The organism is Achromobacter sp., from assembly GCF_050285565.1.
GTDB lineage: Bacteria > Pseudomonadota > Gammaproteobacteria > Burkholderiales > Burkholderiaceae_B > Achromobacter.
The window spans coordinates 30138-50412 of the sequence record NZ_JBLZXG010000001.1 but is presented as its reverse complement, the minus strand read 5'-3'; the positions used below and the strand labels follow the sequence as shown (position 1 = coordinate 50412).

18 protein-coding genes are annotated in these 20275 nt (G+C 68.0%); 8 read left to right on the top strand and 10 right to left on the bottom strand.

The features are described 5' to 3' along the window. Position 1 precedes the first annotated feature (1 nt). The 3 genes from ACN6O8_RS00240 to ACN6O8_RS00230 form a co-directional block, all read right to left on the bottom strand. Positions 2-1132, bottom strand: coding sequence for an efflux RND transporter periplasmic adaptor subunit (locus ACN6O8_RS00240; RefSeq protein ID WP_427989096.1), 1131 nt, complete (start codon positions 1130-1132; stop codon positions 2-4). A gap of 171 nt (positions 1133-1303) precedes the next feature. After that, positions 1304-3274 carry a BCCT family transporter gene (locus tag ACN6O8_RS00235; protein ID WP_427989095.1) on the bottom strand — a complete coding sequence of 657 codons (1971 nt, stop codon included), beginning with the start codon at positions 3272-3274 and terminating at the stop codon, positions 1304-1306. A gap of 156 nt (positions 3275-3430) precedes the next feature. Beyond that, the gene (locus ACN6O8_RS00230; protein WP_427989094.1) at positions 3431-4057 is read right to left on the bottom strand and encodes a TetR/AcrR family transcriptional regulator; all 627 of its coding nucleotides are present in this window, start codon (positions 4055-4057) and stop codon (positions 3431-3433) included. Between the two features lie 167 nt (positions 4058-4224). Between ACN6O8_RS00230 and ACN6O8_RS00225 the strand changes: the two genes are divergently transcribed. The 3 genes from ACN6O8_RS00225 to ACN6O8_RS00215 are packed head-to-tail and all read left to right on the top strand — an operon-like array spanning position 4225 to position 10018. Beyond that, positions 4225-5400: an efflux RND transporter periplasmic adaptor subunit gene (locus ACN6O8_RS00225; protein ID WP_427989093.1), complete on the top strand. Its 1176-nt coding sequence runs from the start codon at positions 4225-4227 to the stop codon at positions 5398-5400. Next, complete coding sequence (locus tag ACN6O8_RS00220; RefSeq protein WP_427989092.1) at positions 5397-8570, top strand: efflux RND transporter permease subunit; 3174 nt, start codon at positions 5397-5399, stop codon at positions 8568-8570. Before ACN6O8_RS00225 ends, ACN6O8_RS00220 begins: the two co-directional genes overlap by 4 nt. 2 nt (positions 8571-8572) lie before the next feature. Further along, a complete protein-coding gene (locus tag ACN6O8_RS00215; RefSeq protein WP_427989091.1) occupies positions 8573-10018 on the top strand; it encodes an efflux transporter outer membrane subunit in 1446 nt (481 codons plus the stop codon). A 162-nt stretch (positions 10019-10180) separates the two neighbouring features. Here ACN6O8_RS00215 and ACN6O8_RS00210 read toward each other — a convergent pair whose 3' ends face one another. The 3 genes from ACN6O8_RS00210 to ytfE all read right to left on the bottom strand — a co-directional run bounded on the left by ACN6O8_RS00210 (position 10181) and on the right by ytfE (position 12473). Then, a complete protein-coding gene (locus ACN6O8_RS00210) occupies positions 10181-10606 on the bottom strand; it encodes an Lrp/AsnC family transcriptional regulator (protein WP_427989090.1) in 426 nt (141 codons plus the stop codon). 145 nt (positions 10607-10751) lie between these two features. After that, complete coding sequence (gene bla / locus ACN6O8_RS00205) at positions 10752-11648, bottom strand: class A beta-lactamase (protein WP_427989089.1); 897 nt, start codon at positions 11646-11648, stop codon at positions 10752-10754. Positions 11649-11792: 144 nt separating this feature from the next. Then, positions 11793-12473: an iron-sulfur cluster repair protein YtfE gene (gene ytfE / locus ACN6O8_RS00200; RefSeq protein ID WP_427989088.1), complete on the bottom strand. Its 681-nt coding sequence runs from the start codon at positions 12471-12473 to the stop codon at positions 11793-11795. Positions 12474-12623: 150 nt separating this feature from the next. Between ytfE and norR the strand changes: the two genes are divergently transcribed. Together norR and ACN6O8_RS00190 are read left to right on the top strand one after the other, a co-directional pair. After that, positions 12624-14144: a nitric oxide reductase transcriptional regulator NorR gene (norR, locus tag ACN6O8_RS00195; protein ID WP_427989087.1), complete on the top strand. Its 1521-nt coding sequence runs from the start codon at positions 12624-12626 to the stop codon at positions 14142-14144. Positions 14145-14275: 131 nt separating this feature from the next. Next, positions 14276-14446 (top strand): hypothetical protein, encoded by a 171-nt coding sequence (locus tag ACN6O8_RS00190; protein ID WP_427989086.1) that lies wholly within the window; start codon positions 14276-14278, stop codon positions 14444-14446. Between the two features lie 199 nt (positions 14447-14645). Here the strand turns inward: ACN6O8_RS00190 and ACN6O8_RS00185 are convergent, their stop codons facing one another. Continuing rightward, positions 14646-14903: a hypothetical protein gene (locus ACN6O8_RS00185; protein WP_427989085.1), complete on the bottom strand. Its 258-nt coding sequence runs from the start codon at positions 14901-14903 to the stop codon at positions 14646-14648. 46 nt (positions 14904-14949) lie between these two features. Further along, positions 14950-15153 carry a cold-shock protein gene (locus ACN6O8_RS00180; protein WP_006223700.1) on the bottom strand — a complete coding sequence of 68 codons (204 nt, stop codon included), beginning with the start codon at positions 15151-15153 and terminating at the stop codon, positions 14950-14952. A gap of 426 nt (positions 15154-15579) precedes the next feature. Here ACN6O8_RS00180 and ACN6O8_RS00175 point away from each other — a divergent pair, with 426 nt between their 5' ends. Both ACN6O8_RS00175 and ACN6O8_RS00170 read left to right on the top strand, forming a co-directional pair. Continuing rightward, positions 15580-16038 (top strand): hypothetical protein, encoded by a 459-nt coding sequence (locus tag ACN6O8_RS00175; protein ID WP_427989579.1) that lies wholly within the window; start codon positions 15580-15582, stop codon positions 16036-16038. A gap of 327 nt (positions 16039-16365) precedes the next feature. Beyond that, positions 16366-17130 carry an SDR family oxidoreductase gene (locus ACN6O8_RS00170; protein WP_427989084.1) on the top strand — a complete coding sequence of 255 codons (765 nt, stop codon included), beginning with the start codon at positions 16366-16368 and terminating at the stop codon, positions 17128-17130. Between the two features lie 31 nt (positions 17131-17161). On the opposite strand, the gene ACN6O8_RS00165 is transcribed toward ACN6O8_RS00170, so the two are convergent. Together ACN6O8_RS00165 and ACN6O8_RS00160 are read right to left on the bottom strand one after the other, a co-directional pair. Beyond that, positions 17162-17902 carry an SDR family oxidoreductase gene (locus ACN6O8_RS00165; protein ID WP_427989083.1) on the bottom strand — a complete coding sequence of 247 codons (741 nt, stop codon included), beginning with the start codon at positions 17900-17902 and terminating at the stop codon, positions 17162-17164. Between the two features lie 41 nt (positions 17903-17943). Beyond that, entirely contained in the window at positions 17944-19284 is a 1341-nt protein-coding gene (locus ACN6O8_RS00160) for a CitMHS family transporter (RefSeq protein WP_427989082.1), read from the bottom strand. Positions 19285-19575: 291 nt separating this feature from the next. Here ACN6O8_RS00160 and ACN6O8_RS00155 point away from each other — a divergent pair, with 291 nt between their 5' ends. Further along, positions 19576-20274 carry a response regulator gene (locus tag ACN6O8_RS00155; protein ID WP_427989081.1) on the top strand — a complete coding sequence of 233 codons (699 nt, stop codon included), beginning with the start codon at positions 19576-19578 and terminating at the stop codon, positions 20272-20274. Position 20275: the final 1 nt, after the last annotated feature.

The window sequence follows — 20275 nt, the reverse complement described above, 5'->3', positions numbered from 1 at the left end:
CTCAGCGGGCTTGCGCCACGGATTGTGGCGCCGCGTCCAGCGCCACGGTGTCCTGGGCGCTGATCTGGACGGGCGCGCCGTTGTGCAGGCGCAGTTGGCCCGACGTCACCACGCGGTCACCGGGCTTGAGGCCCTTGGTCACCACCACCCGGCCGCGCACGCGCTCGGCGGTTTGCACGTAGGCCTGGGTCACCGTCGGCGGGGCCGAGGCGTCGCCCGCCTTGGGTGGCGTCACGACAAAGACCGAATCGCCATAGGCGCTGTAACTGATCGCGGTCTCCGGCACGGTGAGCACGCCCGGCCGTGGCGGCAGCACGACCTGGCCGCGCGCGAACATGCCCGCCGCCAGCGCGCCGTCGGCATTGGCCAGCGTGGCCTGCACCCGCACCGTGCGCGAGCCCGGATCGACTTGCGGCTCGATGGTGGTGACGGCGCCCTCGAACACCCGGCCGGGGTGGGCGTCGACCGTCACGGTCACCGGCTGGCCGGCCCGCAGCGCGCCCAGCGCCTGTTCCGGCAAGGTGATGTTGGCAAAGACGCTGGCCGCGTCGGTCAACGACACCAGTGGCTCGCCGGCGCGGGCGAACTGGCCAAGATTGACGCGGCGCACGCCCAGCACGCCGTCGAACGGCGCCTTGATGCGCTTCTGCTCGATCAGCGCCTGGATGCGCTTGATCTCACCGGCGGCCTGGTCGTAGTCGGCCTGGGCCTGGTCCAACTGTTCGCGGGTGGCGGCCTGCTGCGGCACCAGGCGGCGGGTGCGCTCCAGCAGCGCCCGGGCATTGCGGGCCTGGGCCTGCACGCGCGCCAGTTCGCCCTGCTCCGGCGCGTCATTCAACTGCACCAGTGGTTGTCCCGCGCGTACCCGCTCGCCAGGGGTGAACAGGATCTGCGCCACGCGCCCGTCGACTTCGGCCGGCACCAGCACCTGGCGTGTCGCTTCGAGCGAGGCGATGCCCGCCAGCGCCGCCGGGAAGTCCGCTTGCAACACCGGCGCCACCGCCACCTTGACCGGCGCCATGGCCCAGCCGCCGGGCTGCCGCGCGCCACGCCATTTGCCGTACAGCCCGCCCCCCGCCACCACCGCCAGCACCAGCACCCCGGCGGCCCATGCGCCCGATTTCGCCTTCATGATTCTCTCTCGCTATTTATCAAAGCAACAGCTTGGATAATCATCGAAAAATCGGACGAAGTCAAAAAACCTAAAGTAATGTCGAGGATTGAACGAAGCTATCGACGCCCCACAGGTAAAAAAAACGCCGGCAACGGCCGGCGGTTTGCGGGGAAAACAGGCTCGCGCCCGCTAGGTGCGCACCATGTGCAGGTAGTGGCGATGGCGTTCGTACTGGTCGAGGATGTCGCCGATGACGGCATCGCGGCTCCAGCCCATGATGTCGTAGTCCTGCCCGCCCTCGCGCAGGTGGACCTCGGCGCGGAAGTACTTGCGTTCCTCTTCGTCGGCGGCCTCCTCCGGCGTCAGGCTGGGCCGCACAAAGGCCTGCGGCTGCACCGAATAGAAAAAGTCCAGGTGCTCGCCATGGTTCACCTCCAGCACCACGCCGCCCTCGCCCTCGTCTTCCTTGACCGCGACCGCGTAGCCCTGCTTGCGCAATTCGTCGGCCACGTCCTCCAGCGCCGGCTTTACCACGTCCGCGATGAACCGCATCACATGCGCGCGGCGCGGCATCATCACCATGTTGCGCAGGCGCCGCTCCCATGACTGGCCGCCGCGCGCCGGGCGCGACAGCGTCAAAGACTGGTAGCGGATGCCGCGCTTGGTCGCATCCAGCTTCAAGGCCTTGAACAGCCCCCACAGCGACAACAACAGGATCACGGAAAATGGCAGGGCGCTGGCGATGGTGGCGGTCTGCAAGGCGGTCAACCCGTCGGCCAGCAACAGCGCAATGGCCACGGCGCCCATCAACAATGACCAGAAGATGCGCTGCCACACCGGCGTGCGGTCGCTGCCGCCCGAGGCCAGCAAGTCCACCACCAGCGCGCCGGAGTCGGCCGACGTGACGAAGAACACCGCCACCATGGCGATCGCCACCAGCGACACGACGCCGCTCCAGGGCAATTGCTCAAAGAAAGCGAACAAGGCCAGCGAACTGTCGGCTTGCACCGTCTGCGCGAAGTCCTTGACCCCGTCGACCAGGATGAGGTGGATGGCGGTGTCGCCGAACACGGTCATCCAGAACAGCGTGAAGCCGGCCGGCACCAGCAGCACGCCGCTGACGAATTCGCGGATGGTGCGCCCGCGCGAGATGCGGGCAATGAACAGGCCGACGAACGGCGACCAGGCAATCCACCAGCCCCAATAGAACAGGGTCCAGCCGCCGATCCAGTCGGTCGGCTCGTAGGCGTAGAGATTGAAGGTCTTGTTGACGATGTCCGACAGGTAGGCGCCGGTATTCTGCACGAAGGTTTGCAGCAGGAACACGGTGGGCCCGGCGACCAGCACGAACACCAGCAACACCGCCGCCAGCACCAGGTTGGTCTCCGACAGGATGCGGATGCCCTTGTCCAGCCCGCTTGCCACCGACAACGTCGCCAGGCCGCAGGTGATGATGATCAGGATGATCTGGGTCGGCACGCCCACCGGCACGCCGAACAGATGGTTCAGGCCGCTATTGATCTGGGCCACGCCCAGCCCCAAGGAAGTGGCCACGCCCAGCACGGTGCCGAGGATCGCGAAGATGTCGACCGCATGCCCCACCGGCCCGTAGATGCGGTTGCCGATCAATGGATACAGGGCGGACCGCAGCGTCAGCGGCAGGCCATGGCGATAGCTGAAGAAGGCCAGGATCAACGCGACAATGGCATAGATCGCCCAGGCGTGCAGCCCCCAGTGGAAGAAGGTGATCTTCATGGCCTCGCGGGCGGCGGCGGCATTGCCGCCCGCGCCCACCGGCGGCGCCATGAAGTGCATGACCGGCTCGGCCACGCCGAAGAACATCAGGCCGATGCCCATGCCGGCCGAGAACAGCATGGCGAACCAGGTGAAATTGCGGTAGTCCGGTTCGCTGTGATCCGGGCCCAGCTTGATGTCGCCGTAGCGGCTGACGGCCAGGAACACCACTGACAACAGGATGATGGCGACCACCAGGATGTAGAACCAGCTGGCGTGGCCCAGGATCCAGGACTGGACGGTCTCGAACAGGCCCTGGGCGGCCTTGGGCGCCGCGATGGCCAAGCCCACCAGCAGCAGCGTGAACACCGCCGCCGGATAGAAGACCGGGCGATTGATGGTGGATGGTCGGGTTTCTGAAGACATGCTGCCGCTCCTTTCGCCCGAGGGATGTCGAAGGCCGCGGCGCTGGCCCCCTCAGTCCAGCCGGCGCGCCGCCGTTATTACTATCATGCCGCCGGCTGCCGCGACAGGGCGCGTCTCCGCCTGCCGGGACGGACGGCCGCTCCCCCTGGCCGATCGTTACTGGCCGGGCTCGCGTTCGCCGAACACCACGCGGCGGAAGAATCCCGCCAGGACTGCCTCGGTGGTCGCGGCGCTGACGTTTTGCGGATCGAAGGCGAAGCTGAACTGCATGCCGTCGGACAGCGCCAGCAGGCCGATGGCCAGTTCGCGCGCCGGCAGCGGCAACGGCGTGCCGACGCGCTCGGAAAACTGGCGGATGTATTCGGTGGTGGCGTCGCGCAGTTCGCCCATGCAGGCCATGAAGCCGACCCGGAACTCCGGGTCGCGGGCGGCCTGCAGCTTGGCTTCCATCCACAGCAGGAAGCACTCGTTGTCGCGGAAATGGGTGCTGTAGTAGCGCAGCACACTGTCTTCCATCTGCTGGCGGGTTTCCCCGGCCTCGAAGATGGCGCGCATGTCGCCCATCACGTTCGCGTGGTCGCGCTTGAGCAGTTGCAGGAACAGTTCGGACTTGCTGGCGAAATTGGAATAGAAGGCGCCCCGGGTGTAGCCGGCCAGTTCGGCGATGTCCTCGACACTGGCGGCCGCGAAGCCCTTGGTCAGGAAGATCGATTGCGCGGCGTCGAGCAGACGCTGGCGCGTCTGGTCACGGCTTTGCTCTCGGGTAAGGCGGACTTTTGACATGCGGCGATTCTAGCACCGCCGGCAATTCCAAATTCATACTTGTATTTGAATACATTCGCGAATTAGAATCCATCCCGTATCGGATTACGCGGTTGCCGCGCCGGCCGGCCACGGCCGCGCGGCGCGCATCCCGCCTCCCTCCTCCAGCCCGCGTCGCGAGGTGTTTCGTGAATTCTCCTGGTTCTTGCGCGCCCGCCGCCGCGCGCAATCCCGCCGCCGCCGCGGTCTCGTCCCGTCTCCTCCCGACTCGTCCCTGGCCGGCCCTGGCGCTGGCCCTGACGCTGGCGCTGGCCGGCTGCGGCAGCAAGGAAGCCGACGCGCCGCCGCCGCGCCCTGTGGTGGCCATGCCCGCCAAGGCCGACGCCGTGCTGCCGGCCTGGACCCTGCCCGGCGAAGTTCAGGCGCGCTACAGCACGCCGCTGTCGTTCCGGGTGGGCGGCAAGATCATCGAGCGCCGCGTGCGCCTGGGCGACACGGTCCAGCCCGGCCAGGTGCTCGCCCGGCTCGATCCCGCCGACGCCACCAAGAACGCCGCCGCCGCCCGCGCCCAACTGTCGGCCGCCCAGCACCAACTGGACTACGCCAGGCAGCAATTGGAACGCGACCGCGCCCAGGCCAGGGAAAACCTGATCGCCGCCAACCAGCTCGAACAGACCCGCAACGCCTACGCTTCGGCGCTCGCGCAACGCGACCAGGCGGCGCAACAGGCCGCCCTGTCGGCCGACCAGCTCAACTACACCACGCTCGTCGCCGACCATGCCGGCGTCATCACCGCCGAACAGGCCGACACCGGCCAGAACGTGGCGGCCGGCCAGGCGGTTTACAACCTGGCCTGGTCGGGCGACGTCGACGCCCTGTGCGACGTGCCCGAGAGCGTGCTGGCGGGCCTGGCCATCGGCCAGCGCGCCACCGTGACGCTGGCGCCGCTGCCCGGCAAGACCGTCAACGCGGTGCTGCGCGAGATCGCGCCAGCGGCCGATCCGCAGAGCCGCACCTACCGCGCCAAGCTGACGCTGGAATCGCCCCCGCCCGAGGTGCGGCTGGGCATGACGGCCAACATCAGCTTTGACAACCGCCAGGCCAACGGCGCCACCACCTACACGGTGCCGGCGACCGCGCTGTTCCATGACGGCAAGGAACCGGCCGTCTGGATCGTCAAGCCGCGGGAAGACACGCTGGAACTGCGGCGCGTGCAGGTGCTGCGCTACGACGCCCGCAGCGTCACCCTGTCGCAGGGCGTGCAGGCCGGCGAGCGCGTGGTCTGGCAGGGCGTGCACGCTGTGTCGGCCGGCGAGAAAGTCCGCGCGGTGCCGCCGCTGCACCCCGAGGACTTCGCATCATGAGCGCGCCGGTTCCGGAGAATCAAGGCGCGTCGCAGCGGCACGAGGAAGGCAAGTTCAACCTGTCGGCCTGGGCCCTGCGGCACCAGCCGCTGGTGATCTTCCTGATCACGCTGGTGACGCTGTTCGGGGTGCTGTCGTATTCGCGTCTGGCGCAGTCGGAAGACCCGCCCTTCACCTTCCGCGTGATGGTCATCCAGACCCGGTGGCCCGGCGCGACCGCGCAGCAGGTGCAGGAACAAGTCACCGACCGCATCGCCAAGAAGCTGCAGGAAACGCCGTCCACGGACTTCCTGCGCAGTTACTCGCGCCCCGGCGAATCGATGATCTTCTTTACGATGAAGGACTCGGCGCCGGCCAGCGAAGTGGCCGACGAGTGGTACCAGGTGCGCAAGAAGGTCGGCGACATCCGCGCCACCCTGCCGCAGGGCGTACAGGGGCCATTCTTCAACGACGAATTCGGCGATGTCTATACCAACATCTACACCCTGGCGGGCGACGGCTTCTCGCCGGCGCAATTGCGCGACTACGCCGACAACCTGCGCACCGTGCTGCTGCGGGTGCCGGGCGTGGCCAAGGTCGACTACTTCGGCGAGCAGCCCGAGCACGTCTACATCGAGATCGGCAATACCCAGCTGACGCGCCTGGGCGTGACGCCGCAGCAGATCGCCGAGGCCATCAACAGTCAGAACGCGGTCGCCAGCGCCGGCACCCTGACCACGGCCGACGACCGCGTGTTCGTGCGCCCCAGCGGCCAGTTCCAGGACACCCGCGCGCTGGCCGAGACGCTGATCCGCGTCAACGGCAAGTCGATCCGCCTGGGCGACATCGCCACCATCCACCGCGGCTACGACGATCCCCCCGCCGAGCAGATGCGCGCGCGCGGCCAGCCGGTGCTGGGCATCGGCATCACCATGCAGCCGGGCCGGGACGTGGTGCACCTGGGCAAGGCGCTGGAGGCCAAGTTCGCGGAACTCAAGGCGCGCCTGCCGGCCGGCCTGACGCTGACCGAAGTGTCGAGCATGCCCAAGGCGGTGTCGTTCTCGGTGGACGAGTTCCTGCGCTCGGTGGCCGAAGCCGTGGCCATCGTACTGATCGTCAGCCTGGTGTCGCTGGGCCTGCGCACCGGCATGGTGGTGGTGATCTCGATTCCGGTGGTGCTGGCCGTAACCGCGCTGTTCATGGAGATTTTCGGCATCGGCCTGCACAAGGTCTCGCTGGGCACGCTGGTGCTGGCGCTGGGCCTGCTGGTGGACGACGCCATCATCGCGGTCGAGATGATGGCGGTGAAGCTGGAACAGGGCTGGAGCCGCGCGCGCGCCGCCGCCTTCGCCTACACCAGCACCGCCTTCCCGATGCTGACCGGCACGCTGGTGACGGTGGCCGGCTTCCTGCCGATCGCGCTGGCCGAATCCAGCACCGGCGAATACACCCGCTCCATCTTCCAGGTGTCGGCGATCGCGCTGATCACCTCGTGGTTCGCCGCGGTGGTGTTAATCCCGCTGCTGGGCTACCGCATGCTGCCCGAGCGCAAGCGCGCGGCGCACCTGCCCGATGACCACGAACACGACATCTACAACACCCGCTTCTACCAGCGCCTGCGCGGCTGGGTGGCGTGGTGCGTGGACCGCCGCTGGCGCGTGCTGCTGTCGACCGTGGCGCTGTTCGTGGTGGCGATGGCGGGTTTCCGCCTGGTGCCGCAGCAGTTCTTCCCCAGTTCCGACCGCACCGAGTTGCTGGTGGACGTGCGGCTGCCGGAAGGCGCCTCGTTCGCCGCCACGCTGCGCCAGGTCGAACGCCTCGAGAAGGTGCTGGACGGCCGGCCCGAGATCGCCCATTCGGTGAGCTTCGTCGGCACCGGCGCGCCGCGCTTCTACCTGCCGCTGGATCAGCAACTGGCCACGCCCAACTTCGCGCAGATCGTCATCACCGCCAATTCGGTGGACGACCGCGAGAAGCTGGCGCACTGGCTCGCGCCGGTATTGCGCGAGCAGTTCCCGGCGATCCGCAGCCGCCTGTCGCGGCTGGAGAACGGCCCGCCGGTGGGCTTTCAGGTGCAGTTCCGCGTCAGCGGCGACAAGATCCCCGAGGTGCGCCAGGTGGCCGAGAAAGTCGCCGCCGAGGTGCGCGCCGACAGCCGCTCGGTCAACGTGCAATTCGACTGGGACGAACCGTCCGAGCGCTCGGTGCGCTTTGACATCGACCAGCAGAAGGCGCGCGAAGTGGGCGTGAGCTCGAACGACATCTCCAGCTTCCTGGCGATGACGCTGTCGGGCTACACCGTGACGCAGTACCGCGAGCGCGACAAGCTAATCAACGTCAGCCTGCGCGCGCCCGCGAACGAACGCGTGGATCCGGGCCGCCTGGCGACCCTGGCCATGCCCACGCCCAACGGCCCGGTGCCGCTGGGCAGCCTGGGCCAGGTGCGCTACGGCCTGGAATACGGCGTGATCTGGGAACGCGACCGCCAGCCCACCATCACCGTGCAGGCCGACGTCAAGGCCGGCGCCCAGGGCATCGACGTCACCCATGCCATCGACAAGAAGCTGGACGCGTTGCGCGCCGAGCTGCCGGTGGGCTACCGCATCGAGGTCGGCGGCCCGGTGGAGGAAAGCGCCAAGGGCCAGTCGTCCATCAACGCGCAAATGCCCATCATGATCGTGGCGGTGCTGACGCTGCTGATGGTGCAGCTGCAGAGCTTCGCCCGCGTGCTGATGGTGGTGCTGACCGCGCCGCTCGGCCTGATCGGCGTGGTGGCCGCGCTGCTGCTGTTCGGCAAGCCGTTCGGCTTCGTCGCCATGCTGGGCGTGATCGCGATGTTCGGCATCATCATGCGCAACTCGGTGATCCTGGTCGACCAGATCGAGCAGGACATCGGCGCCGGGCACAAGCGCGTCGACGCCATCGTCGGCGCCACCGTGCGGCGCTTCCGCCCCATCACCCTGACAGCCGCGGCCGCGGTGCTGGCGCTGATCCCGCTGTTGCGCAGCAACTTCTTCGGCCCCATGGCCACCGCCCTGATGGGCGGCATCACCAGCGCCACGGTGCTGACACTGTTCTTCCTGCCCGCGCTGTACGCCGCCTGGTTCCGCGTGCGCCATGACGAGCGTGAAGAACCCGAAGGCGTGCCGCCCGGCGCCCACGCTGGCGACAACGTCGAACGAGGAGCCTGACAATGTCCCTCCGTCTCCCGCCCCCGGCCTGGCGCCTGGCCACCCTGCCGCTGCTGCTGGCGCTGGGCGCCTGCGCCTTCGCCCCCGACAGCAAGCCGCCGGCCATGGCGCAGCCGGCGCAATACGGCGTCGAACCGTTACCGGCTGCCGGCCCCGCCGCGCAGGGCGTGGCGCAACGCTATGCGCGCGATGCCCGTGCCGTGCCCGAATGGTGGAAACGCTACGGCTCGGATGCGCTCAATGCCATGGTGGAGGAAGGTCTGGCCAACAGCCCCGACCTGGCGGCGGCCGAGCGCAACCTGGCCGCCGCCCGCGAGCAACTGCGCGGGCAGGTCAATTCCTCGCTGCTGCCGTCGGTCGATGCCGGCGCCGACGTGTCGCGCAAGCGCGCGCTGACCATGCCCAACCTGCCCGAGCCGACGGCGCTCTACAACGTCTTCACCGGACAGGTGCAGGCCCGCTACGACCTGGACCTGTTCGGCGCGGCGCGCTTCGAGAACGCGTCGCGCGCGGCGCAGGTGGAGCGGCAAGCGTTCCAGTTGGAGTCGGCGCGCCGTTCGCTGGCGGGCAACATCGTCACTGGCGCCATCACCTCGGCCTCCCTGGCCGAACGCGTGGCGCTGACCGAAAAGCAGGTGGTGCTGGCGCGCCAGGTGGCGCGCGACACGCAGCGCCGCTACGAACTGGGATCGGCTTCGCAGAACGACGCGCTGCAGGCCGATCAGGACGCCGCCACACTGGCAGCCGCGCTGCCGGGCCTGCGCGCCCAGTGGCAGGCCACGCGCCACGCGCTGGCGGTGCTGATGGGCCGCAGTCCCGACCAGGCGCCGCCCGACCTGGCCTTCGCCACGCTGGCGGTGCCCGCGGAAGTGCCGGTGCTGGTGCCGTCCGAACTGCTGGCGGCGCGGCCCGACATCCACATGGCGGAAGCCGTGCTGCGCGCGGCGGCGGCCGACGTGGGCGTGGCCACCGCGCAGTTGTTCCCCAGCCTGTCGCTGTCGGCCTCGATGGGCAAAGGCGGCTTTGGCTGGGCCCAGGCGCTGTCCGGCGCGGGGTCGATCTGGGCGGTCGGCGCGTCGCTGACGCAACCCATCTTCCATGGCGGCGCGCTGCTGGCCGAACGCAGCGCCGCCAAGCAGCGCTACGAAGCCGCGGTGCTGCAATACAAGCAGACCGTGCTGACCGCGCTGCGCGACGTCGCCGACACGCTGGCGCGGCTGGAGGCGGATGGCCAGGCGCTGGCCTCGGCCGAGGCCTCGCGCCGCGCCGCCGAGCAGTCGTACCGCAATACCGCCAACCGCGTGCGGCTGGGTGCGCTGGCGCCCGACACGGCCTACGCCAGCGAACAGCATTACGTCGCGGCGCGGGTGCGCGAAGTGGAATATGCCAATGCCCGCCTGACCGAGACGGCGGCGCTGTTCCAGGCGATGGGGTCGCCGGCGCGCTGATCTGCAGTCCCACTTCCTGGGGTCAGTTCACGGGCGGCCGTTTTGGGCGTGCGGTGGTGCTGGAGAGACGTTCGGGCGTGAGGACGTTGAAGGCGTCGTCAACAGGGAGGGGACGCGGGAATCTGCCGCACCGGGGGGAAAGCGGGAGAGGCTGCGCCCGGATCAGTCGAGCTTGTAGCTTTTCAGGTGAATGCTGGTTTCGGTGGCGGAGATGGCCTTGATGAGGCGGACGCGATCCAGGACGCGGGACATTTCCTCGATGTTGGCGACGCGCAGTTCGGCCAGCAGGTCCCAGCGGCCATTGGTGTCGTGCAGCGCGACGACGGCAGGGTCGCCCAGCAGGATGCTGACGACGCGGCGGGTTTCGTTGCCGTCGACGGCGATGTTCATCCAGGCGCCGATCTGATCGGGCTGGGATTCTGGGCGCAGCCTGACGGTGTAGCCGACGATGATGCCCTCGTCTTCCATGCGCGCGATGCGGTTGTGGATGGTGCCCCGCGATACGTCGAGCTTCTTGGCCAGGGTCGCGACGGTTGCGCGCGCGTCGGCGCGCAACAGGCCCAGCAATTGTTGATCGAGTGTGTCCATGGTGGTTCCCGCCTGAAAATTGGCGGCACTTTCAAATCTTATACGGATTCGGTGCGTGGCTGGCGCGCCCGCGGGCGCGCTGCGCCTTGCCCGGCCGTGGCGTGTTTTGTTCACGGCCCCAATTTACCGCGTTTACCGCCCGTCACTAGCCCAATGCCGCCACCCGCCTGCCGACCTCCGCCAGGATGTGGTCGCGTGCCGCCATCGGCACCGCGGTGGTTTCGAGATAGGCCGCGATGATGACCGGCGCCTTGCCCGGCGCCTGGGCGAAGCCGGCGTCGTTGCTGCCCACCTTCGAGTCGGTGCCGGTCTTCTCGCCGATTTTCCAATCCGCGGGAATGCCGGCGCGCAGGCGCTTGTCGCCCGTCGTGTTGGCCAGCAGCCAGGCTTGCAGCCGCTGCCGCGATTGCGGCTTGAGCGCGTCGCCGAACAGCAGCAGTCCCAGCGTGCGCGCCATGGCCTGCGGTGTGGTGGTGTCCTGCGGCTCGCTCGGATGCGGACGGTTCAATTCGGGTTCGTAGCGGTCGTGGCGCGTGACGGTATCGCCCAGGCTGCGCACGTAGCGGGTCAAGGCCTGCGGGCCGCCGTAGTTCTTGTGCATAAGGTTGACCGCCGCATTGTCGCTGGTGGTGATGGTGGCTTCGCAGAGCTCGGCCAGCGTCATGCCCTGCGCCCCGACATGCCGCCGCGTGACCGGAGCGTGTTCCTGGAGATCGGCGGCGGCGATGGCGATGCGGCGCGACAACGGCTCCTCGCCACGGTCGGCGCGCGCCAACACATAGGCCGCCGCCAGTGTCTTGAAGGAACTGAGCATCAGGAAGCGTTCGTCGGCGCGATAGCCGGCGACCTGGCCGCTGGCCGTGTCGAGCACGGCCACCCCGAGCCGTCCGCGGCTGGCCGCCTCCAACGTGGCCAGGCCTTGTTGGAAGGTTGCGAGACGTTCGCGCGTCCATCGGATTTTCTTATCAGTCCGGGCGTGTGCCAGAAGGGGCATCGATCCGGCCAGCACCGCCGAAGCCATGAAGGTTCTTCTCGTCAGCAAGGCGTTCTCCTCGAAAAAACGCTTGCATGCTAAAGGCTGGACGAGCGCGCCGGCAACAAGCCACTGCCGGCCGCGGCCGCCGCGATGCGCCGGCCGAACCAGGCGGCCGCGTACCGCCCGGCGGCGGCAGCGCGGAGCGCGCCCTTAACCGCGTGGCCGGATCGCTTCGGTCTCGGCGTTTTCGAACAGGATGTTGTTCTCCAGGTGGATGTGGGCCATCAGGTCCTGCTTGAAGGTGCCGAGGCCCAGGTACAACGCGCGCCAGGTGTTGCAGGCCGCGCGCGGCAGCGTCAAGTCATGGGTCAGCGCCATCAGCCGCTCCAGCGCCACGCCATGGTCGTCATGCTCCATGCGCATCATGGTGATGGGCATGACCGCGATCGCGCCATGGCCGCGCGCCAGCATCGGGAACAGCACCTGTTCCTCTTTCTGCATATGGCTTTCCAGTTCCTGGCTCATCTCGCGCAGGTGGTCGGCCAGGCCGGCGGGGCAAGCGGGGCTGTCGGCATGCACCTGTTCCACCTTCAACGCCAGCCGGATCAGTTCGGGCAATTGCCGCCGATGCACCTCGTGGTAGCGCGCCAGGATGTGGTCGATCAGGTCGGCCGGGCTGGCCTGGTTCCAGTCGCGCTCGTCCGACGCCGCGCCCGCCAGGGCCAGCAGCCGCGCTTCGATCTGGGCCGCGTCCAGCGAGCGCTGGGCGGCGGCTTGCGCCAGGCTTTTCTTGCCGCCACAGCAGAAATCCAGTTGGTACTCGTGGAACACCTCGGTGGCGCCCGGAATGCTGCGGGCCAACTGGCCCAGGGATTGCTCAACCATGCTCATTGCGTTTCTCCATGCGGGATGAGGGCAAGAAAGACAAAGCGAGATCCGTGCCAGGAAAAGCTTGCGTCAAATCAATAACTTGGAAATTAAAGGGTAAGAACCACCCGGACGATGCGCGGTATTAATCACCCGCAAGGGTACGATCGACCCATGCAAAACCTGCTCCTGACCGACCTGGTGGTCGACCTGCCCGCCGCTGTCCGCCTGCAACGCCTGGCGGCCGGCCTGCGCACCCATTTCCGCTGCGGCGCGGTGGCCCTGCTGCAACTGGAAGCCGACCACCTGCGGCCGGTGGCCGTGGACGGCCTGACCCAGGACGCGCTGGGCCGGCGCTTCGCGGTGCAACAGCATCCGCGCCTGGCGGCCATCCTGGCGCGCCGCGGCGTCACCTGTTTCCATCACGACAGCACCCTGCCCGATCCGTACGACGGCCTGATCAACGGCATGGCGGGCGCGCCGCTGCCGGTGCACGACTGCATGGGCACCAGCCTGCATCTCGAGGGCCGCCCCTGGGGCGTGCTGACGCTGGACGCGCTCGAGGTCGGCACCTTCGACAGCGAGGCGCAGTCCGACCTGCGCGACATGATCGCGCTGGTCGAGGCGGCCCTGCGCGTGACCCGGCTGGAAACCGAGATCCGCGCGCTGCGGCTGGCGCGCGGCCCGGCGCCGGCCGACAGCGCGGTGGCCGACGACAGCGAAATCCTGGGCCAGAGCGAGGCCATCGCGCGCCTGTTGCATGAGATCGAGGTGGTGGCCGATTCCGAACTGCCGATCCTGCTGCTGGGCGAGACAGGGGTGGGCAAGGAGTTGTTCGCGCACCGCGTGCACCGCCAGTCGCGCCGGCGCGGCAAGCCGCTGGTGCACGTGAACTGCGCGGCCCTGCCCGAATCGCTGGCCGAAAGCGAGTTGTTCGGCCACGCCAAGGGCGCGTTCTCGGGCGCGCTGACCGAGCGGCCCGGCCGCTTCGATGCCGCCAACGGCGGCACGCTGTTCCTGGACGAGGTCGGCGAATTGCCATTGGCGGTGCAGGCCAAGCTGTTGCGCACCCTGCAAAATGGCGAAATCCAGCGGCTCGGCGACGATCGCCCGCGCACCGTGGACGTGCGTATCGTCGCCGCCACCAACCGCGACCTGCGCGACCGGGTGCGCCAGGGCGATTTCCGCGCCGACCTGTATCACCGGCTCTCGGTGTATCCGGTGCCCATTCCGCCGCTGCGCGAGCGTGGCCGCGACGTGCTGCTGCTGGCGGGCCGCTACCTGGAACAGAACCGCGCGCGGCTGGGGCTGCGCAGCCTGCGCCTGTCACCCGAGGCCGAAGACATGCTGAGCCGCTACCGCTGGCCCGGCAATGTGCGCGAACTGGAACACGTCATCAGCCGCGCCGCCATCAAGGCCGTCAGCCACGGCGCGCATCGCAACGAGATCGTCACGCTCGGCGCCGGCCTGCTCGACCTGGAGGACGGCGCCCTGCCCGCGCCGCCGCCCACGGCCGCGGTACTGGCAGCGGGCGGCGCGCCGACGCTGCGCGCCGCGGTCGATGCCTGCCAGCGCCAGGCGATCCGCCAGGCGCTGGACGCGCACCAGGGTAGTTGGGCCGCCGCCGCGCGCGCGCTGGAAGTCGACTCCAGTAACCTGCACAAGCTGGCGCGGCGGCTCGGCTTGAAGGATTGAGACGGCCGGGGCGTTCAGGACGTTATTGGTGCGCCGTTTTCTTTGTTTCAAATGAAGGTTAGGGAATGAGGCCACAACGGACTACCGTGGGTTGGTGGCATCTCGCCGCGTCCAACCAAGAGGTACCTATCATGGCTTTCCCCACACGCTACCAGGCATCGTCCAGCCAACCCGACCAGAATCAGTCGCCGAACAAGCAGCAGGAACAGCAAACCCAGCAGCAGAAGGAAGACGCCGCGCGCAAACAAGCGCAAACGGAAAAGGACAAGAAGCCCTCCACCTCCGACCCGCAACGCACCTGACACGGTCCGCGGCCTCTGTCGCGATCCCGGTTTTTCCTTAGCATGACGGGCAAATCGCCCACAGCGCCCGATGCCTTCCCGCCAACAGACTTGGCCTGGCCCAGGCACCGCTGAAAACAAGAAGGCCGCCCGGTTGCCCTGGGCGGCCATGTTGTTTGTGCTGGCGATTACCGCGCGGACCCGTCGCCGGGTCCGGCGTTCAAGCGGGCCTGGCATGCGCATCGACCACGATGCGGCCGTGATGGATCGCCGCGTCCACCGCCATGCTGGGACTGGACACGAATCCGCCCGAGGCGAACAGCGGCACGGCATAGGGTTCGCCGAGCCGGTCCTGGTCGCCAGCCAGTTCCACCGCGACCGTCGCCGTGAAGGCGGGACGACTCGATCCGCCCACGGCAACGCGCGATACGCTCGCGGTCAGCCGGTAGCCCTTGTAAACCATGTTGTTGTGAAGCATAAGCCCTCCGTCAATAAGCAAAAAGCCCGCTTGCGCGGGCCTTTCATCACAATGCGCGGATCTGGGTCGCGTGCGGCCCTTTCGCGCCCTGCGCCGTGACGTAACTGACGCGCTGATTTTCCAGCAGCACCTTGTGACCGTCGCTGACGATTTCGGAAAAATGGGCGAACAGATCCTTGCCGCCGTTCTCGGGCATGATGAAGCCAAAGCCCTTGGCGTCGTTGAACCATTTGACGATTCCGGTTTCCATGATTCTTTCCTTGTAGATAGCGGGCACTGCCCGCGAAGTGAGCCAGTCAAGGAAAGGACGGCGAACAATGAGGCTCCCCGAAAGAGGAGCAATACCGGACGATGATCACGATGCTCGAAAAGCTTCAATCCCACTATGGGTGCAAGACACGGCAAAGTCAACCACCGTTTCCAAATAGCACCTTGGTCGCCGCTGCACGCCGGACGGCGCCTTTCCGGCCGGGAAACCGGCTGATTTCCACGAAAAGCGGCGCTTGCGCGTAACACCAGGTGTGTTTTCCCGCGTCGGCACGCCAAAGCGCGTATGCTGTCCGGATGGTGCTTGACCGCGCGATCCTCGCCGCATCGCCATGCACAGGAGCACGGCCATGACCTCGCATCATCTCCACACCACCCGCCCTTGCCACGGGCTTTCGGCAGCGCGCGCGTGAGCGCGTTCAAGCGGTCGATCGCGCGTTTTGCCAACGCCTGCGTCAAGCTGCTGCCCCGGCCGTCCGGGCCGCCCGCCAGCCCCTTGCCGCGCGACGCATCGCGCGGCGGCGCCGGCGCGGTTCGTCCGGGCCATGCGGCGATTTCCTCCCCCTGGCGCATCTACCGTATCTATGCCCGCCCGGGCCACCTGTTGATCCGCAACGAGCAGGGCGAGATCCACGAACTTGGCGTCATGAAAGGCAGCGAGCCCAATCTCAGCTACCGCCTCTATGCCAAGAACCTCAAGGGCCAGGGATTCGTCTCCCGCACCCAATTGCTCGACGATATCGCGCGCCGGATCGAAACAGGGGAAGTCGGACGCGAGTTGCTCTCGCTGCCCGCAAGCAGCATGCCCCTGGGCGCCGATCTGGATCGCGGCTCGCACACCGACGTATCAATGAAACTGGCGCGCTGATCGCCAACCTTAGCGCGTCGCGGCTGTAAGTCCGGCATCCGCCGCAGGCAGACGTTCCCCACGCCCATCACCTGATCGCGCGGTCTGTCGGCCTCGACGCCGGTGGCGTGGGCGGCCAGCGACGGGTCGTAGCGCAGGAAGTCCTTTTCGGGCACTTTCGATTGCAGGCCGTCCCGCACGCACTGGCAATAGCCCTTGGACTTGCTTGCCACCTCGCTGGCGGGAATGGCGGCCGGCAGGCCACGGCCACGGCCACGGCAAGAAACGGATAGCCGGGCCGGCCGGATCTGCCTATCGTGGCCGCGTCATTCACCCACAGGAACGATCATGCAGCAACTGACCGGCAAAGTCGCCATCATCACCGGCGCCAGCTCGGGAATCGGCTATGAAGCGGCCAAACTGTTCGCCCGCGAGGGCGCCAGCCTCGTGCTGGTGGCGCGGCGCCAGGCCGAACTGGAAAAACAGGTCGCCCAGATCGAAGCCGCTGGCGGCCGGGCCGTGGCGCTGGCCGGCGATGTGCGCGACGACGCCCTGGCCGAGGCCGCCGTCAGCCTGGCCGAAACGCGCTACGGGGGCCTGGACATCGCTTTCAACAACGCCGGCATGACCGGCGACGCCCAGCCCCTGCACCAGGTCTCGCCCGAGGCCTGGCGCCAGATCCTGGACACCAACCTGGGCAGTGCCTTCCTCGGCGCGCGCCACCAGATCCCGGCCCTGCTGCGGCGCGGCGGCGGGTCGCTGATTTTCACCGCCACCTTCGTGGGCCATACCGCGGCCTTTGCCGGCATGGGCGCCTACGCCGCCAGCAAGGCCGGCCTGATCGGCCTGACCCAGGCCATCGCCTCGGAGTATGGCGCGCAAGGCATCCGCGCCAACGCGCTGCTGCCCGGCGGCACCGACACGCCGATGGGGCGCGCCTCCATGCCCTCGCCCGAGGCGCGCCGCTACGTCGAAAACCTGCATGCGCTCAAGCGCCTGGCCGCGCCGCAAGAGATCGCCCGATCGGCGCTGTACCTGGCCTCGGACGCCTCCAGCTTCACCACCGGCACGGCGTTGCTGGTGGATGGCGGCGTGTCGATCCATCGCGGCTGAACCGGCGCGGCACGCCATGCGCGCCGCCGACTCAGCTCATGTACACCCCGCCGTTGATGGCGTAGTTGGCGCCGGTCACGAACGCCGCCTGGTCCGATGCCAGCCAGGCGCACAGCCCGGCCAGGTCCTGAGCGGTGCCCAGGCGGCCCACCGGCACGCTTTCGATGATGCGGTCGAGCAGCGCGGGCGGGAAGGCCTTGACGGTGTCGTCGGCGATGAAGCCCGGCGACACCAGGTTGACGGTGACGCCGCGCGCCGCCACTTCCTGCGCCAGCGAGCGCGTGAAGCCGATCACCGCGCCCTTGGCGGTGGCGTAGTTGATCTGGCCGATCTGGCCTTTCTCGGCAGCGACCGAGCCGATGTTGATGATGCGGCCCCAGCCGCGCTCGGCCATGCTGTCGACCACCTGCTTGGTGCTGTTGAACAGCGTGTCCAGGTTGCTGCGCAGCACCGCCGACCAATCGGCATGGCTCATCTGGCGAAAGCGCATGTCGAGCATGGCGCCGGCGTTGTTGACCAGCACGTCGATCTCGCCGACCTCGCGCCGCACCTTGGCAAAAGCCGCCTCGGTCGAGGCCCAATCGGTGGCGTCGCCTTCCGAGGCGATGAAGTCGTACCCCAGCGACTTCTGTTCCTTCAACCAGTGGTCCTTGCGCGACGAGCGCGGCCCGCAGCCGGCAATGACGCGGTGGCCCGCGTGGTGCAGCGCCTGGCAGATCGCGGTGCCGGTGTGGCCCATGCCGCTGGTGACGTAAGCAATGCGCAAAGCCATGAACGTGCTCCTTTCAAGTAATGTCGGGGAAAGCGCCGCCGTCAGGCGACGGCACCGACCAGGGGGAACAGACCGAACGCCAGCGCGGCCGCCAGCATCACCAGGCATACCATCGTCGCCCACTTGAGCGAATAGCGCTGGTGGTCGCCGAACTCGACGCCGGCCAGGCCCACCAGCAGGTAGGTCGACGGCACCAGCGGACTGAGCAGGTGCACCGGCTGGCCGATCAGCGAGGCGCGCGCCATTTCCACCGGCGAAATGCCATAGCCCTGCGCGGCTTCGCTCAGGATCGGCAGCACGCCAAAGTAGAAGGCATCGTTCGACATGAAGAAGGTGAACGGCAGGCTGACCAGCGCGGTGATGCCGGCCAGGTAGGGCCCGAGCGCGTCGGGGATCACCGCCAGCAGGCTGCGCGACATGGCTTCCACCATGCCGGTGCCCGACAGGATGCCGGTGAAGATGCCGGCGGCGAAGATCAGCGACACCACCGACAGCACGTTGCCGGCATGCTGCGCCACCCGGCGGCGCTGCTCGGCCAGGTTCGGATAGTTGATGATCAGCGCCACCGCGAAAGCGATCATGAACAGCACCGGCAGCGGCAGCACGCCCATCACCAGGCTCACCATCAGCGCCAGCGTCAGGCCGGCGTTGACCCACAGCAGCCTGGGGCGGCGCAGGTCGTGGTCGACCTCGATCTCGGGCAGGTTCTTGGGGCCGTCCTCGTCATAGCCGGCGTGCAGCGCGGCGCCGTCGGGCAGCGACAGCACACCCAGGCGGCGGCGTTCGCGCAGGCCCAGGAAGAAGGCCAGCACCAGGATCGCGACGATAGCCACGCCCATCACCGGCACCAGCGGCACGAAGATGTCGCCGGCGTCCACGTGCAGGGCGCTGGCGGCGCGCGCGGTCGGCCCGCCCCACGGCGTCAGGTTCATGACGCCGCTGGCCAGCATCGCCAGACAGGTCATGGACAGCGCGTTCATCTTCAGGCGACGGTACAGCGGCAGCATCGAGGCCACCACGATCATGTAGGTGGTGGAGCCGTCGCCGTCCAGCGAAATCACCAGCGCCAGCACGGTAGTGCCGATCACGATCTTGAGCGGGTCGCCTTTCACCGCGCGCAGAATGCGGCCGACGATGGGGTCGAACAGGCCGGCGTCGATCATGACGCCGAAGTAGAGGATGGCGAACATCAGCATGACGCCGGTGGGCGCGATCTTGCGGATGCCGTCGAGCATCATCTTGTCGATGCCGCCACCGAAGCCGCCGAGCAGGGCGAAGAGGATGGGCACGAGAATCAGCGCCACCAGCGGCGACAGGCGCTTGGTCATGATCAGCGTCATGAACGTGATCACCATGCCGAAGCCAAGCAGGGTCAATAGCATGAGGGGTATCTCCGGACTCGTTGTTATGTGCGCTTGGGGGGCGCTGGGGCGCAAGACTAGGAATAAAAGCTGTCTGGAACCTGTCGTTTTTTGGGGGCCGGGGTCGGGTGGGGGATTGATCGTTGAGCAACGAAGGGATGTAGGCCGTCCGGGGCGGGGTGGGGGATTGCGTGGCGGTGTGCGCTGCGCGCTGGTGGGAGTAGCGGGGCGCTATGACAGGGCGTTACACGGGGACGGATGTGGCGGCGGGGGGCACACTGGTGGCGCGGGGCGCTATGCGACAATTCGCGCATGCGGATTCTGGTGATCGAAGATGATGAGGACCTGGCCGACGCGCTCGTACGCCGACTGCGTCGTCTCGGTCATGCCGTCGATTGCCAGAATGATGGGTTGAGCGCGGATGGGGTGTTGCAGTACGAGACCTTTGACCTGGTGATTCTGGATATCGGGCTGCCGCGCCTGTCGGGGTTCGAGATCCTGCACCGGTTGCGGGATCGGGGCAGCAAGACGCCGGTGCTGGCGTTGACGGCGCGGATCGATATCGAGGATCGGGTGCATGCGCTGGATACGGGGGCCGATGATTACCTGGCCAAGCCGTTCGACTTTCGCGAGCTGGAGGCGCGCTGCCGGGCGTTGCTGCGGCGGCCCAGCGTGCAGGCGGCGGGGGTGCTGCGGTTTGGCGACTTGGTGATCGACAGCGCGGCGCGGCAGGTCAGCCTGGCGGGGCGGCGCATCGACTTGCCCAAGCGGGAGTACAGCCTGCTAGAGATCCTGCTGGCCGGCATGAACCGCGCGGTCAGCAAGGCCGAGATCGCCAACAAGCTGTTCGCGTTCGATGACGAGGCCGCGCCCAATGCGATCGAGGTCTATATCGCGCGGTTGCGCAAGAAACTGGAAGGGTCGCCGCTGCGCATCGAGACGCAGCGCGGCACCGGCTATCTGCTGACGGCGGCCGGGGAGCCCGACGCGGCCGCGCCGACACGGGACTGAG

Coding starts and splice junctions, on each gene's coding strand:
- ACN6O8_RS00240 (WP_427989096.1), bottom strand. CDS start 1,132: ATGAAGGCGAAATCGGGCGCATGGGCCGCCGGGGTGCTGGTGCTGGCG.
- ACN6O8_RS00235 (WP_427989095.1), bottom strand. CDS start 3,274: ATGTCTTCAGAAACCCGACCATCCACCATCAATCGCCCGGTCTTCTAT.
- ACN6O8_RS00230 (WP_427989094.1), bottom strand. CDS start 4,057: ATGTCAAAAGTCCGCCTTACCCGAGAGCAAAGCCGTGACCAGACGCGC.
- ACN6O8_RS00220 (WP_427989092.1), top strand. CDS start 5,397: ATGAGCGCGCCGGTTCCGGAGAATCAAGGCGCGTCGCAGCGGCACGAG.
- ACN6O8_RS00215 (WP_427989091.1), top strand. CDS start 8,573: ATGTCCCTCCGTCTCCCGCCCCCGGCCTGGCGCCTGGCCACCCTGCCG.
- ACN6O8_RS00210 (WP_427989090.1), bottom strand. CDS start 10,606: ATGGACACACTCGATCAACAATTGCTGGGCCTGTTGCGCGCCGACGCG.
- ytfE (WP_427989088.1), bottom strand. CDS start 12,473: ATGAGCATGGTTGAGCAATCCCTGGGCCAGTTGGCCCGCAGCATTCCG.
- norR (WP_427989087.1), top strand. CDS start 12,624: ATGCAAAACCTGCTCCTGACCGACCTGGTGGTCGACCTGCCCGCCGCT.
- ACN6O8_RS00190 (WP_427989086.1), top strand. CDS start 14,276: ATGGCTTTCCCCACACGCTACCAGGCATCGTCCAGCCAACCCGACCAG.
- ACN6O8_RS00185 (WP_427989085.1), bottom strand. CDS start 14,903: ATGCTTCACAACAACATGGTTTACAAGGGCTACCGGCTGACCGCGAGC.
- ACN6O8_RS00180 (WP_006223700.1), bottom strand. CDS start 15,153: ATGGAAACCGGAATCGTCAAATGGTTCAACGACGCCAAGGGCTTTGGC.
- ACN6O8_RS00170 (WP_427989084.1), top strand. CDS start 16,366: ATGCAGCAACTGACCGGCAAAGTCGCCATCATCACCGGCGCCAGCTCG.
- ACN6O8_RS00165 (WP_427989083.1), bottom strand. CDS start 17,902: ATGGCTTTGCGCATTGCTTACGTCACCAGCGGCATGGGCCACACCGGC.
- ACN6O8_RS00160 (WP_427989082.1), bottom strand. CDS start 19,284: ATGCTATTGACCCTGCTTGGCTTCGGCATGGTGATCACGTTCATGACG.
- ACN6O8_RS00155 (WP_427989081.1), top strand. CDS start 19,576: ATGCGGATTCTGGTGATCGAAGATGATGAGGACCTGGCCGACGCGCTC.